General features: G+C 64.6%; 9 protein-coding genes. 6 read left to right on the top strand and 3 right to left on the bottom strand.

Translation table 11 applies throughout. From position 1 onward, the window contains the following. Positions 1-12: 12 nt before the first annotated feature. From AB7531_RS25565 to lptF, 3 genes are read right to left on the bottom strand one after another with little or no spacing between them, the layout of a single operon-like run. Positions 13-2,499 carry an LPS-assembly protein LptD gene (locus AB7531_RS25565; RefSeq protein ID WP_441280154.1) on the bottom strand — a complete coding sequence of 829 codons (2,487 nt, stop codon included), beginning with the start codon at positions 2,497-2,499 and terminating at the stop codon, positions 13-15. Next, positions 2,499-3,596 (bottom strand): LPS export ABC transporter permease LptG, encoded by a 1,098-nt coding sequence (gene lptG, locus AB7531_RS25560; RefSeq protein ID WP_063983680.1) that lies wholly within the window; start codon positions 3,594-3,596, stop codon positions 2,499-2,501. Before lptG ends, AB7531_RS25565 begins: the two co-directional genes overlap by 1 nt. Continuing rightward, positions 3,593-4,762, bottom strand: coding sequence for an LPS export ABC transporter permease LptF (lptF, locus tag AB7531_RS25555; RefSeq protein WP_063983679.1), 1,170 nt, complete (start codon positions 4,760-4,762; stop codon positions 3,593-3,595). The genes lptG and lptF overlap by 4 nt, the downstream gene beginning before the upstream one ends. Positions 4,763-5,103: 341 nt before the next feature. Between lptF and AB7531_RS25550 the strand changes: the two genes are divergently transcribed. The 6 genes from AB7531_RS25550 (at position 5,104) to AB7531_RS25525 (ending at position 14,660) form a co-directional block, all read left to right on the top strand. Then, positions 5,104-6,603, top strand: a complete 1,500-nt coding sequence (locus tag AB7531_RS25550; RefSeq protein WP_063983678.1) for a leucyl aminopeptidase — start codon at positions 5,104-5,106, stop codon at positions 6,601-6,603. A 6-nt stretch (positions 6,604-6,609) separates the two neighbouring features. After that, positions 6,610-7,062: a DNA polymerase III subunit chi gene (locus AB7531_RS25545; RefSeq protein WP_014495779.1), complete on the top strand. Its 453-nt coding sequence runs from the start codon at positions 6,610-6,612 to the stop codon at positions 7,060-7,062. A 166-nt stretch (positions 7,063-7,228) separates the two neighbouring features. Continuing rightward, positions 7,229-7,717, top strand: coding sequence for a hypothetical protein (locus tag AB7531_RS25540; protein WP_028147753.1), 489 nt, complete (start codon positions 7,229-7,231; stop codon positions 7,715-7,717). 498 nt (positions 7,718-8,215) lie between these two features. After that, entirely contained in the window at positions 8,216-11,065 is a 2,850-nt protein-coding gene (locus tag AB7531_RS25535) for a beta strand repeat-containing protein (protein ID WP_063983677.1), read from the top strand. Positions 11,066-11,092: 27 nt separating this feature from the next. Next, positions 11,093-13,225 carry a type I secretion system permease/ATPase gene (locus AB7531_RS25530; RefSeq protein ID WP_231144892.1) on the top strand — a complete coding sequence of 711 codons (2,133 nt, stop codon included), beginning with the start codon at positions 11,093-11,095 and terminating at the stop codon, positions 13,223-13,225. After that, positions 13,212-14,660, top strand: a complete 1,449-nt coding sequence (locus tag AB7531_RS25525; protein WP_063983675.1) for an HlyD family type I secretion periplasmic adaptor subunit — start codon at positions 13,212-13,214, stop codon at positions 14,658-14,660. Before AB7531_RS25530 ends, AB7531_RS25525 begins: the two co-directional genes overlap by 14 nt. Positions 14,661-14,683: the final 23 nt, after the last annotated feature.

The raw sequence follows: 14,683 nt of genomic DNA, 5'->3' as shown, positions 1-14,683 counted from the left end.
ATTTCAGACGGTTCATTGGTAGCCGGCGGACGAGCTGGACCCGGTCGAGGTCGCCAGCGTGCGCAGGCCGATCTGGAACATGAACGCGTGGTTCAGTACGGGCGGCGCCGTGCCCGCAGAGTAACTATACGAAGTTACATAGTTCACGCCGAGCACGAAGCAATCGTCGACATAGCCCGCTCCGAGCACATACTGGTTGATCTTGTTGGCCTCGAGGTCCCAGCGCGCCGAGCCGGTCACCACCCAATTGGCCGCGACCTTGATCGAGCCCGAGGTCAGGATGCCCTCGCGCCGCGTCAGATAGCCGAGCTCCGGCTGCTCGGCGTAATTGCCGTACATCATGCTGACCGACCAGCGATTGAAGTTGGCGCGGCCTTCCGCCTCGAAGCGCTGCACGTTCCAGGTCTGCTCGTCCATGCGGGAGCGGACGCTGAACGTGTAGGTGCTGTTGGGCGAGTAGCTGGCGCTCGCCACGTAATCCGAGCGCGGCTTGTCGAGGCCGGAATCAAGGCCGGTGTTGATGGTGTCCTGAACCGTGTAGGAGTTCAGGCCGAACAGCTGGTAGGACTGGCCGAACAGCACCTTGACGGCGCCGCCCTTGTCGAACTGCGTGGTGGACTGCACGCCGACATTGGCGCGGCCGCCGCCCTCGACGCGGTCGTAACCGGAGAACTTGTCGACGCTGAACAGGTTCGAGGTGTCGAACACCATGCTCTGGGCGTCCTCGTTCGGGAACTTGCCGGCATAGGGCTCGTTCGGCCGGATGATGACCTGCGCGATCGGCTCGATGGTGGTCGAGCCCCAGGGCTGAACGTTGATGAAGGGATAGCGGTATTCGAGGCCGACGGTCGGCATCAGGCGGAACGCCTGGGTGTCGCCGACCGGCAGGTAGTTCGACACGCCCGGCTGGTTGGAGATCGAGGCGTTGATCGCGTCGGCGCGGAGGCTGGCGATCGGTGTCCAGATCTCGCCGAACGGGTCGGTGTAGGACTTGCGCCACTGCGCTTCCGCCGTGAGGCGGGTGTAGGTGCCGGGGACGCCGCGCAGCAAGCACTGCGACGGCGTGCGCGCGAGCGGATCGGCCGACGTCGTCGTGCACAGGCTGGCGGTATTGGCGAGCGTGGTGATCGGATCGAACACCGCCGTGTCACGCGACAGGTTGGTGAAGTTGGTCTTGTAGCTGAACTCGCCGCCGAACACCGGATAGTTGAGCACGTTCGAATAGTCGATCACGGGATAGACGATCGGCACCTGGCTCTGGTTGCCCGAGTAGCTCAGCCAGTACATCGTGCGCGCATCGAAGAAGCTGCGATTGCCGACGCCGGTCAGATAGAGCTGCGACAATGCGTCGGTCGGCAGATACAGGAACGAGCCCAGCGGATCGCGGTATTGCGACAAGCGGTAGTCCGAGAAGAAGTAGTAGTCGGACATGACGACGCCGTCCCAGCCCCAGACCCACTTGTCGTTCAGCGCGAACTGACCCTTGGTGTCGACGGCGCCGCGGAACTGGCGGTCGCCGGGCTGGCCGGCGAGTGCGCCGGGGTCGAGTTGGTCGATGCCGTAGACTCGGATCTGGTAGGCGCCGTCCATCAGGCGCTGGCGGTACTCGGCCTGGAACAGCACGCCCTGCCTGGAGGTGATGCGCGGGCTGAAGGTCATGTCCATATCGGGCGCGATCGCCCAGTAGAACGGAACTTCGACACCGTAGCCGAACGGCGTGTTCGACGTGAAGCCCGGCATCAGGAAGCCGGTCTTGCGCTTCACGGTCGGGTCGGGCGTCGAGAAATAGGGCATGTAGGCGATCGGCACGCCGAAGAATTCGAGCTGTGCCGTCTCGAAATACAGCATCTTCTCCTGCTGGTCGTGGATGATGCGCGCACCCTTGACCTGCCACAGCGGCGGCTTCTTCGGATCGTCCTTACACGGCGCGCAGGCCGTGTAGACGCCGTTCTCGAACACCGTGTAGTTGCCGCTGGAGCGGTCGGCGCGGCTCGCCGCCATGCGGGTCTGGTCGGCGGTGTCCACGCGCAGCGAATCGACGAAACCGTCGCGGTAGTCGTCGGAGAGATCCAGGATCTCGGCATAGGTGATCTTGCCGTCGGCATCCGTCATGCGGACGTTGCCTTCGGCATGCAGCCGCTTGGTCTTCTGGTCGTAGATGACCTTGTCGGCCTCGACGCTCGTGCCGTTGTAGAACAGCTGGACGTTACCGACCGCGGAGACGCGCGAATTGTTGTAGTCGTAGTCGACCTCGGTCGCCTGAACCAGCATCTGGTTGTCGTTGGCGACCTTCGGCGGCTTCGCACGCGGCGGCAGCGGATTGTAGGTGAAGCTCTGAGCGGAGGCCGGCGTCACGGCCGCAACGTCCATCAGCCCGCCGAGCGACGCCACGGCGGCGACGGCCAGCAGGAGCCTGCGAATGGACAAGCCGTATCCGTTCGCGCGCACCACAGTACGCTGCGTCAAACAAGACACGAGCCCTCGATGGACGGCAGTCACTAACCGTCCTCCTGATACAACAAGGCCAAAAAGCCGGTGAGGCCGCCCACCACCGCGGGCAACCACGCCGCAGCGATCGGATGCATCAACTCAGCCTTGCTCAAGTCTTCAGTCACTTTCGACAAAACGTAGAGCAGAAAGCCTGCGCCCACGCCACTCAAAACCATCTTCTGCACGCCGCCCATCCGGAAGAAACGCAACGACACGGAAGCCGCCAGCATCACCATGGCGGCCAGCAAAAACGGCTGTGCCAGGAGCTTGTGATACTGGAGTCGATAGCCGGCTGTCGCGAAGCCCGAGCTCTCCGAGGAGCGGATGTAGCTCGGTAGTTGCCAAAAGGACACAGTCTCGGGTGTGGAAAAGCTGTTGCGGATCTGGGCTTCGGTCAGCGTCGTCGGAATCTCCAACGTCGCCTGGTCGATCGGCGGCGAATCCAGCGAGAAGCGGCGCACCGATTTGAACAGCCAGTGACCGGACTCCAGCGCCGCCTCGCGCGCCTCGATCCGCTCCTTGAAATGCCAGTCCGTATCGAATCGGAACAGGGTCAGGCCGGTCAACCGGACGCCCTGCTGCTCGCTGCGCGCCGCGTTGATGATGACCTGGCCGTCATTGGTGACCTGGTTGAGCCAGAAGCCGGAGGCGTCCTGGATGCCGCCGCCGGGGGCCGAGCCGAACAGCTCGGCTTCCATGCGCTTGGACAGCTCGCGCAGGTTCGCCGACATCGGATTGTAGGCGACGGTGGCGATCACCCCGATCAGGAGCGCGCTGCCGAGAGCCGGCGAGATGAATTGCCACGCGGAGATTCCGGCGGCGCGCGCGACCACGAGCTCGAGCCGGCGGGAGAGGGCGAGATAGCAGGTCATGGCGCCGATCAGCATGCAGAACGGCGTCAGCTTCTCCAGCAATTGCGGGACCCGGAACAGCGAGGTCTCGGCCACCATGATCGCGGAGGCGGATGCGAGCCCTGAGGTCTTGCGCACCATCTCGATGTAGTCGACCAGCACCAGCAGCAGGAAGATGCCCGCGAACACGCCGAGCGCCGCGACGACGAAGCGTCCGGCGAAATAGCGCCCGAGGGTGTTGGTGAGCATGCTCATGCGGCGGCCGGCCGCCCGAACAGCCGCGCGATGCGCGCGTTCGACCTGTTGATGGCCTCCATGAGGCGGGGCGGCGGCTCGACCACGATGCCGCCGATGATCAACCACAGCCCGACACCGATGGCGCCCAGGACCATCGCGTATTGGAACAGCACTGGGCCAGGCGACTTCACCGCCATCACCGAGCAGGCGAATCCCGCCATGCGCAGGCCGAACACGGCGATCACGGAGCCGCCGATCGAGAAGTTGCGGCTTTGGCGCGTGGTGCGCGGCGCGCCGAGGAAGGCGAAGGTCAGCACGGCAAAGGCGAAGGGATAGATCGGCGCCAGCAGGCTGTCGTGCAGAGCCGAGCGGAACTGGCCGGGAATCTGCTTGTAGACCGGATCGTCCTCGGACGGGGAGAACAGCTCCCAGAGATAGCGCTCGCGGATGCCGAGGGTGACGTCGTGACCTTGGCCCGAGAATTTCGACATGTCGAAGCCGTAGCGGCCGAACGCCACCAGCGCGGGATCGCGCTTGCCGGCCTCGAAGCGCTGGAGATTGCCGTCCTTGAGCACCAGGAACGAGCCGTTGTCGTTCTTCACGACCTCGCCATGCTCGGCGACGATCGAGACGCGCTCGTTAGGATCACGGCGATCGTCGATGAAGATCCCGGCGAGGATGCCGCCGGGCTGGCGTTCGCGGATCCGGATCGTGAGGTTCTTGTCGAGTTGGGCGAAGCGGCCGGGCTGGAGGATGTTGGTGAGCACGTCGGCGGTGATCTCGGCGTCCCACTGCTTGATCCGCCGCATGCCGTCGGGGGCGAGATAGGCCGCGATGAAGGCGACCAGCAGCGCCACGACACAGGTGGCGTAGAAGAACGGATAGAACAGCCGGAACGGCGAGAAGCCGGCGGCATTCATCACGATGATCTCCGAATCGGTCGCGAGCTTGTTCAGCGTGTGCGAGATCGCGATCATCAGCGCGATCGGCGAGATGATCAGGACCAGTGCCGGCACGACGAGGCTGGTGATGCCGAGGAAGGTCAGGATGGTCTGACCCTGGCTCGTCATCAGGTCGATGCCGCGCAACGCCTGCGTAATCCAGATCACGCCGGTGAGGCTGACCAGGACCAGCGCAAACGACGCCAGCGTCGTGCGGAAGATATACCTATCGATTGACCCCATGCGCTACCGCACGAATCCCCACCAGCGCCCCAATGCAGGCCGGAAGTTCGGCTGCCCAACCAATCCCCGATCAGGAGATCCCCAAGGTCGGCCAACCACCTCTTCCACCGGCTTACTCTCTCACTACCATCCCTTTGATCCATCAACAAAATGGCTGCCCCGTGGCGCCGTCAATATATGGTTAATATTTCCCTCGTTGTGGCCCGGCGGCCACGGGGGTGCTTGGCAGCCACCGCGCCGGTGGCCCATAGTGGGGAAAGTCCAGTGAATCGTCGTTCAGCTCCGGCCCGTGGCCGGGTCCGCCCAGCGACGAAAAGCCCGATGTTTTGAAGGAGTTACCCATGTCCGATGCCATCAAGGTCGGCTTTGTCCCGCTGTCTGCTGCCGCCCGTGGCATTCTGGTCGTGTTCTGCGACGACACTCTGAAGCTCGGTCCGGCGACGGCCAAGGCACTCGGTGGCGCCACTGAGCTGGTCAAGCGGGCGGCCTCCGCCGCCGGCTTCAAGGGCAAAAGCGGCGCCGCGCTGGACATCCTGGCGCCGGAGGGGGTGAAGGCCACCCGCCTGGTCGTGATCGGCGCCGGCAAGGCGGCGAGCCTGAAGGCGAACGACTTCCTCAAATTCGGCGGCGTGGCGGCGAGCAAGCTTTCGGCCGCGGCCGCTGCCATGACCATCATCGCGGAACTTCCTGATGGCGCCATGACCAGCGAGCAGGCGGTTGCGATCGCCTCGGGCCTGCGGCTGCGCGCCTACAAGTTCGATCGCTACAAGACGAAAAAGAAAGACGGCGAGGAGGGCGGCTTGCGCGCCGACGTCTCGCTTGCGGTCGGCGATGCCACCGCGGCGAAGAAGGCGTTTGCCTCGGCCGGCCATGTCGTCGACGGCGTGATCATCGCGCGCGACCTCGTCAACGAGCCGCCGAACGTGCTTTTCCCCGAGGAGTTCGCGCGCCGCGCAGGCCTGCTCCGCAAGCTCGGCGTCAAGGTCGAGGTGCTCGACGTCAGGGCGATGGACAAGCTCGGCATGGGCGCGCTGCTCGGTGTCGGCCAGGGTTCGTCGCGGCCGAGCCGCACCGTGATCATGCGCTGGGACGGCGGCAAGAAGGGCGAGGCACCGGTCGCCTTCGTCGGCAAGGGTGTCTGCTTCGACACCGGCGGCATCTCGATCAAGCCGGCCGGCAGCATGGAGGACATGAAGGGCGACATGGGCGGTGCCGCCTGCGTCGTCGGCCTGATGCACGCGCTCGCCGCGCGCAAGGCCAAGGCCAACGTGGTCGGCGCCATTGGCCTCGTCGAGAACATGCCCGACGGCAATGCGCAGCGGCCGGGTGACATCGTCACTTCGATGTCGGGCCAGACCATCGAGATCATCAACACCGACGCCGAAGGCCGCCTCGTGCTGGCGGACGTGCTCTGGTACGTCGCGAAAAAGACCAAGCCGAAATTCATGGTGGATCTGGCGACGCTGACCGGCGCGATCATGGTCGCGCTCGGCACCGAGCATGCCGGCATGTTCTCCAACAATGACGAGCTCGCCGACCGTCTGCTCGCGGCCGGCATCGAGAGCGGAGAGAAAGTCTGGCGCATGCCGCTCGGCCCCGAATACGACAAGCTGATCGATTCCCAGTTCGCCGACATGAAGAACACCGGCGGCCGCCATGGCGGCTCGATCACCGCGGCGCAGTTCCTCCAGCGCTTCGTCGACGGCACGCCCTGGGCGCATCTCGACATCGCCGGCACCGCGATGGGCGCGCCGAAGACCGATATCAACCAGAGCTGGGGAAGCGGTTACGGTGTGCGTTTGCTCGACCGTCTGGTCGCCGACCACTACGAGCGCAAATGATCTGAGATGACCGAAGTCCTTTTCTACCATCTGCAAAACATGACGGTGGAGAACGTGTTGCCGCCGCTTCTCGAGAAATCGCTCGAGCGCGGCTGGCGCGTCGTGGTGCAGTCGACCTCGCCGGAGCGCGCCGACGCGCTCGACGCGCACCTATGGACCTACCGCGACGATTCCTTCTTGCCGCACGCGACATGGCGCGTGAACGATGCCGCCGATCAGCCGATCGTGCTGGCGATCGAGGAGGACAATCCCAACGGCGCCAATGTCCGCTTCCTGGTCGACAACGCCGCGCTGCCGCAGGACGCGCAGGGCTATGAACGCATGGTGCTGCTGTTCAACGGCGACGATCCGGATGCGCTGGCGTTTGCCCGGAGCGCCTGGACGGATTGCAAGGCGCGGGGATTTGATGTCACCTATTGGCAGGCCGACGAACGGGGCCGTTGGCAGCGCCGGAATTAGCGGTCGTCTGCAATTAATGATAATTTGCACTTTTCGGGCGATGCTGGCTTTTGTCACCTTCGTGCCGCAAAGTGATGTTGGGACAATCGCTTAGGGCCGGTCCTTCATGCGGGGAATTTAGTTTATCGTGCGACATCAAAAGCTTCCCAGCTCGCTCATAGTTGCGTTGGCTGCCGTAGCACCGCTGCTCGCGGGCTGCTCGGGGACCGACCTGTTGTCCAAGGATGCCCAGTGGTTCAACACGCCGAGCCGCCTGTTCATCAAGAGCATCTCAATCGAATCGCCACCACTGACCCCCGACAAGCCCGTGACGGCCGAGGATCTGGTCAGCGCCGACGGCGCCTGTCCCGGCATGACGCCGCCCCCTGGGCCGGCTGACGCCAATGCTTCGACGACGGCGCCGGCGCCCATGGGCGGCACGGTCGCGCTCGGTCACACCGAATGCGATGTGGTGCGCGGCATCGGGGCGCCCTCGACCGTCAATCTCTCCAGTGATGCCGCCGGTCGGCGCGTTGCCGTGGTCACCTGGAGCACCGGTCCGCGCGCAGGCATCTACACCTTCACGTCCGGCCGTCTGTCCTCGATCGAGGGCACGCCGGAAGCGCCTGTCATGCCGAAGGCGACCAAGCCGAAGCCGAAGAAGAAGTCGGCGTAAGGCGAACTCTCGCGTCCCGGACGCGCTGCAGCGCCATCAGCGCGTTCACGCGCGTCTTCGACGCGCTATGGGCTGCTGCGCAGAGCCGGGACCAGGTCTCTCTCGATCAAGTCTCTCTCGATCCAGTCTCTCTCGATCATGAGCCCCGGCTCAGCAGCGCACCACTATCGTGCTGCGCTGTGTCCGGCGCACGAGAGCACCGATCGAATTCGCCATCTCATCAAAACGAATGCGTCGTCGCTTCGAGCTGTGGCTTCTGCGCGCGCATCAATGTGTTGGTGGGACTCGCGCGCGCCTTCGAAAGTCACGCTGCCGTTATAAGTGATCGGCAATTCGTGATGTGAGAGCGTTTGCATCCGCTGTCGAAACCAGCCCGGAGGAAAACTGGAGGAAATCTCCAGAATAATCACGCGTGTCTAAAGCAGTGCTTCAAGTAAGACATCCGCACCACTGCTACGCATCGAGGGGAGGGGCTAGATCGATCGAAGGAATATTTGGATGTCTACTACCTCTGTTTTCTCCCCGGTTACGGGCCAGCTCACCATTTTCGGCGACAGCGCCAATAACGGCGTCGTGATCAGCCGCGACAAGTCGGGCCGCATTCTCATCAATAACGGGCAGGTGAAGACGATCGGTGGCGATCCCACCGTGGCCAACACCAATGAGATCGACATCTTCGGTCAGGGCGGCGACGACACGATCACCGTTAACGAATCCAACGGCCCAATGCCCGCGGTGCACATTTTCGGCGGCGACGGCAATGACAGGATCACGGGCGGCTCAGGTGCCGATTTGCTGTTTGGGCAGGCCGGCGACGATACGATCAAGGGCGGCGGCGGCAACGATCTGCTGTTCGGCGGCGCGGGCAACGACACGCTGGACGGCGGCAGCGGCGACAACCAGTTGTTCGGCGAAGCGGGCAACGACCTCATGATCTGGAATCCGGGGGGCGGCACCAACCTGTTCGAGGGCGGTGACGGCAACGACACCGCGCAGGTCAACGGAAGCAATGACCCGGAGACGTTCACGATCACGGCGAACGGCACGCGCGTGCGATTCGATGGGACAGGCGCCGCGCCATTTTCGCTCGACATCGGCACGACGGAGAATCTCGTGCTGCACGCCGGCGGCGGCGACGACGTCATCACCGCAAGCAATGGACTCGCCAGCCTGATCTCGCTGACGCTCGATGGCGGCGCCGGCAACGACAGGATCACCGGCGGCGACGGCAATGACCTCCTGATCGGCGGCAGCGGCGACGACATCGTCAATGGCGGGCGCGGCAACGACGTCGCGCAACTAGGGACGGGCGACGACACCTTCATCTGGAATCCCGGCGACGGCAGCGACACGGTCGAAGGCGGATCGGGCAACGACAAGCTGCTGTTCAACGGCGCCAACATCAACGAGACCATCAACATCTCGGCCAATGGCGGCCGGGTGCGCTTCACCCGCGACGTCGCCAACATCACGATGGACCTCAACAGCATCGAGCAGATCGAATTCGATGCACGCGGCGGCGCCGACAACATCACCGTCGGCGATCTCTCCGGGACCGGCGTCAAGCAGGTGCTGGTCGATCTCGGAGCCGTTCCCGGCGGCACGCAAGGCGACGGCGCGGCCGACACGGTGACCGTCAACGGCACTAACGGCGGCCAGCACATCGAGGTCACGTCCAACGGGACGACCGTGACGGTGACGGGCCTGCCCGAAGTCGTGACGATCGCGAATGCGGAAGCTGCCAACGACCGGCTGGTGATCCAGGCGCTCGGCGGCAACGACGTCATCGATGCATCGCTACTTGCTGCGGCGATTGGGCTGACCATCGACGGCGGCGCGGGCAACGATACCATCACCGGCAGTCAGGGCGCCGACACCCTGATCGGCGGCGACGGAAACGATAAGGTCACCGGTGGCAGCGGCAACGACGTCGCTCTTCTCGGCGCAGGCGACGACCTCTTCACGTGGAATCCCGGTGACGGTAGCGACACCGTCGAAGGTGGCGCGGGAACGGATACGCTGGTGTTCAACGGCTCCAATGTCGCGGAGAACATGTCGATCTCGGCGAATGGCGGCCGCGCGCTTCTCACCCGCGACGTCGGTGCCATCACCATGGATCTCAACGACGTAGAGCATGTGCAGATCGCTGCCGCCGGCGGCGCCGACAACATCACCGTCAACGATCTCTCCGGCACCGGCGTCACGCAGGTGGCGATCGACCTCAGTGCCGGCCCCGGCAGCCAGAGTGGTGACGGTGCGGCAGATCGTGTGACCGTGAACGGCACCGCAGGCGATGACAACATCTCGGTCACGACCGCTGGCGGATCGATCGTTGTCAACGGCCTTGCGGCGCAGGTGACCATCGCTCACGCCGATGCCGGTGACGTCCTGACCGTCAACGGCGGAGGCGGTAACGACGTCATCAATGCCTCGTCCATCAAGGCGGGGCAGCCGTTCAGCCTCAACATCAACGGCGGTGACGGCAACGACACCATCACCGGCAGTGCCGGCAATGACATTGTGAACGGCGGCCGCGGCAACGACGTCGCTCTTCTCGGCGCTGGCGATGATACCTTCGTCTGGAATCCCGGCGACGGCAGCGACATTGTCGAAGGCGGCAAGGGTACCGATACGCTGCTGTTCAACGGCGCCAACATCAACGAGAACATCAACATCTCGGCCAATGGCGGCCGGGTGCTGTTCACCCGCGATGTTGCTGCCATCGCGATGGACCTCAACGGCGTCGAGCATATCAACTTCAACGCCCTCGGTGGTGCCGACAACATCACGGTCGGCGACCTCTCCGGGACCGGCGTGAATCAGGTCAACCTCGACCTCGGCGCCAATGACGGCGCCGCGGATACGGTGACGATCAACGGAACCAGCGGCAGCGACGTCATCACGGTGACCGAGCACGACGGCATCATTACGGTGTCGGGGCTTGGCCAGGACATCAACATCACCGATGCCGGCACAGGTGACAGGATCGTGATCAACGGCCTCGATGGCGACGACGTCATCACGGCCTCCGGTCTGCACGGCGGCATCCAGCTCGTCGCCAATGGCGGCAATGGCGATGACGTCCTGATCGGCAGCCCCGGCAACGACACGCTCGCGGGCGGGGCGGGTGACGACGTGCTGATCGGTGGCGGCGGACAGGACGTCCTCGACGGTGGCCCCGGCAACAACGTCGTCATCAACGGGGGCGGGGCGATGGCGGCCGCGATGCTGCTCAACCAGGCCATGGCGGCAAACCTCGTTCCGGCAGGTGACGGTCACGGCGAGATGCCGTTGCCCGATCCACACGCGGCGCAGAGCCAGACCCTCGCACCGCCGCAGCACGCCTGACACTAGGCTCCGGCCCGGAGAACGCCCATGACCACGAACGCGGTCTCGACCGATACGGGGTTGGACGCGCTGCTCACCCTGCTGCATTTGCAGGGTGTTGCGGCCGACCGCGACCAGCTCAGGCACCGGACCGGAACGGCTATCTTTGGCGCAGCGGAGATCATCCGCTGCGCCAAATCTCTCGGCCTCAAGGCACGAACCTATCGAACGCAGTGGAGTCGTCTGTCGGGCAGCCCGCTGCCGGCGATCGCAGTGCTGCGCGACGGCAGCTTCATGGTCATCGCAAAGGCCTCCGCTGACAAGGTGCTGGTGCAATCGCCGCAGGCCCAGCGCCCGGTGCTGATGGAGCGCGACGAGCTGTGCGCGATCTGGGACGGCGGACTGATCCTGATGGCCCGGCGCGCCGGGCTCTCCGACCTCGGGCGCCATTTCGATATCACCTGGTTCATCGGCGCGATCGGCAAATACCGGCGGCTGTTCGGCGAGGTGCTGGCCGCCTCGTTCTTTCTGCAGTTCTTCGCGCTGGTCTCACCGCTGTTCTTCCAGGTCGTGATCGACAAGGTGCTGGTCCACCGCTCGCTGTCCACGCTCGACGTGCTCGTCATCGGTCTCGTCGTCGTCTCGCTGTTCGACACGGTGCTGGGTATCCTGCGTAATTATCTGTTTGCGCATACGACCAACCGCATCGACGTGGAGCTGGGGGCGCGGTTGTTCCATCACCTTCTGGCATTGCCGATGGCATGGTTTCAGGCGCGGCGTGTCGGCGATTCCGTGGCGCGGGTTCGCGAGCTCGAGAACATCCGCAACTTCATCACCAGCTCGTCGCTGACGCTGCTCATCGACCTGTTCTTCACCTCGGTATTCCTGGCGGTGATGTTCGCCTATTCGCCGTTGATGAGCTGCATCGTGCTGGCATCGTTCCCGTTCTACATCGCGATCTCGGCGGTGGCGACGCCGCTGTTTCGCCGCAGGCTGGACGAGAAATTCCGCCGCGGCGCCGAGAACCAGGCTTTTCTGGTCGAGAGCGTCAGCGGCATCGAGACGCTGAAGGCGATGGCGGTCGAGCCGCAGATGCAACGCCGCTGGGAAGAGCAGCTCGCCGGCTATGTCTCGGCGAGCTTCGGCGTCACCAGCCTCGGCAACACCGCAAGCCAACTCGTCCAGTTCGTCAGCAAGGTCGTGACCGCCGCCATTCTCTATGTCGGCGCGCGCCTCGTGATCGGCGATGCATTGACCGTCGGCGAGCTCGTAGCCTTCAACATTTTTGCGGGGCGCGTTTCGGCGCCCGTGCTGCGGCTGGCACAGGTCTGGCAGGATTTTCATCAGGCGCGGCTCTCGATCGCGCGGCTTGGCGACATCCTCAACAGCGCGGCAGAGCCGGCTTATTCGGCGGCGCGTGCGGGGCTGCCGCCGATCCGGGGCAATATCCGGTTCGAGCACGTGTCGTTCCGCTACCGGCTCGATGGGCCGGAAATCCTGCATGACGTCTCGTTCGATGTTCCGGCCGGGCAAACCGTCGGCATCGTCGGATCGTCGGGCTCGGGCAAGAGCACGTTCGCCAAGCTGGTGCAGCGGCTCTACGTTCCGCAAGGCGGCCGCGTGCTGATCGACGGAATGGATCTGGTGATGACCGATCCGGCCTGGCTCCGCCGCCAGATCGGCGTGGTGCTCCAGGACAACATGCTGTTCAACCGCTCGGTGCGCGACAACATCGCGCTGGCCGATCCGACCCTGCCAATGGACCGCGTCATGGACGCAGCAAAACTTGCTGGCGCGCATGAGTTTATTCTGGAGCTTCCCGAAGGCTACGACACTGTCGTCGGCGAGCGCGGCTCGACGCTCTCGGGCGGGCAGCGCCAGCGCATCGCGATCGCCCGCGCATTGGTGACCAATCCCCGCATCCTGATCTTCGATGAAGCGACCAGCGCGCTCGACTATGAAAGCGAGCGGATCATCCATGAGAACATGAAGGAGATCGCCAGGGGCCGCACCGTTCTGATCATCGCGCATCGGCTGTCCACCGTCCGCGGCGCCGATCGCATCTTCACGCTCGAGCGCGGCCGTCTGGTCGAGGACGGCACGCATGACGCGTTGATCAAGACCGGCGGCCGATACGCGGCCCTGCATCGTCTCCAGGGAGGGATCTATGAGGTTGGCTAGCGCGGCGCCGGCCCCGCGGCCGGAGCAGACCGTCGTTCCCTTCCGGAAAGCGAAGGGGCGGCGCACTGAAGAGATCGCCTTCCTGCCCGCGGCGCTGGAGATTGCCGAGGCACCACCGTCACCGATCGGCCGGGCCATCGCGATCGCCCTGATGCTCCTTGTCTGCGCGGCACTCGCGTGGTCGGCATGGGGCACGATCGACATCGTGGCGTCCGCAACCGGGAAGGTGGTGTCGAGCGGGCGAAGCAAGGTGGTCCAGCCGTTCGAGACCGGGGTGGTGCGCGCCATCCACGTACAGGACGGGCAGGCGGTCAAATCGGGCGACGTGCTGATCGAGCTCGATCCGACCGTGAATGCCGCGGAGCGCGATCACCTGCATGACGATCTCATGGCCGAACGGCTCAATATGGCGCGTCTCCGCGCCGCATTGGCAAGCGGCGAAGATGCCTCCACCGATCTCGTCCCGCCTGCGGATGCCGATCCCTCGCTGGTCGCGACACAGCGGCAGCTTCTTGCCAATCAGGTCAGCGAGCATCGCGCCAAATTGGCGTCGCTTGCGCGCCAGCAGGCGCAGAAGGAGGCCGAGCATCAGACCATTGCGGCGACGATCCACAAGCTGGATGCGTTGCTCCCCGTCACCCAGCAGCGCGTCGATATCCGCAAGATTCTGATGGAGAAGGAAATCGGCTCGAAGCTGACCTATTACGAGACCCTTCAGCTTCTGATCGAGCAGCAGGAGGAGCTTCGCGTCCAGAGCAGCCATCTGAAGGAAGCCGAGGCGGCCGTCGCCGCGATCCGGGAGACCCGCACCCAGGCCGTGGCTGAGTATCGCAAGAGCCTGTCCGACGAACTCGCCAAGAGCGAGCAGAAAGCCAATGGCGTCGCGCGCGATCTGATCAAGGCGCAGCAGCGGACCCGGCTGCAGCAGCTGACCTCGCCGGTCGACGGCGTCGTGCAGCAGCTTGCGGTCCACACCGTGGGCGGCGTGGTCACGCCCGCGCAATCGCTGCTGGTGATCGTGCCATCGGATACGCGGCTCGAGGTCGAGGCGATGATCTCCAACCGCGACATCGGCTTCGTCGAGGCCGGGCAGGATGCCGCCGTCAAGATCGACACCTTCAACTTCACCCGCTACGGCCTGCTGGAGGGACGGGTGCTGAGCGTCTCGCAGGACGCCATCATCCGCGACCGTCCGCCGGGAAGCGACCGCGCGCTCGGGACGCCGCGCGACAGCAGCGAGCCTAACGGGCAGGAGCTGAGCTACAGCGCACGCATCTCGCTCGATCGTACGCAAATGCAGGTGGACGATCGCCTCGTCAGCCTGTCACCGGGAATGGCCGTGACGGTGGAGATCAGGACCGGCTCGCGCACCATTTTGAGCTACCTGTTGTCTCCGCTTCAGCGCTACCGACAGGAGATCATGCGGGAGCGGTAGATCCCATTTTGCTCCAGAGGAGC

It is taken from the genome of Bradyrhizobium sp. 63_E2_N1_3, assembly GCF_052076005.1.
GTDB classification, from domain to species: domain Bacteria; phylum Pseudomonadota; class Alphaproteobacteria; order Rhizobiales; family Xanthobacteraceae; genus Bradyrhizobium; species Bradyrhizobium barranii.
This window is presented reverse-complemented; position numbering and strand designations above follow the sequence as displayed.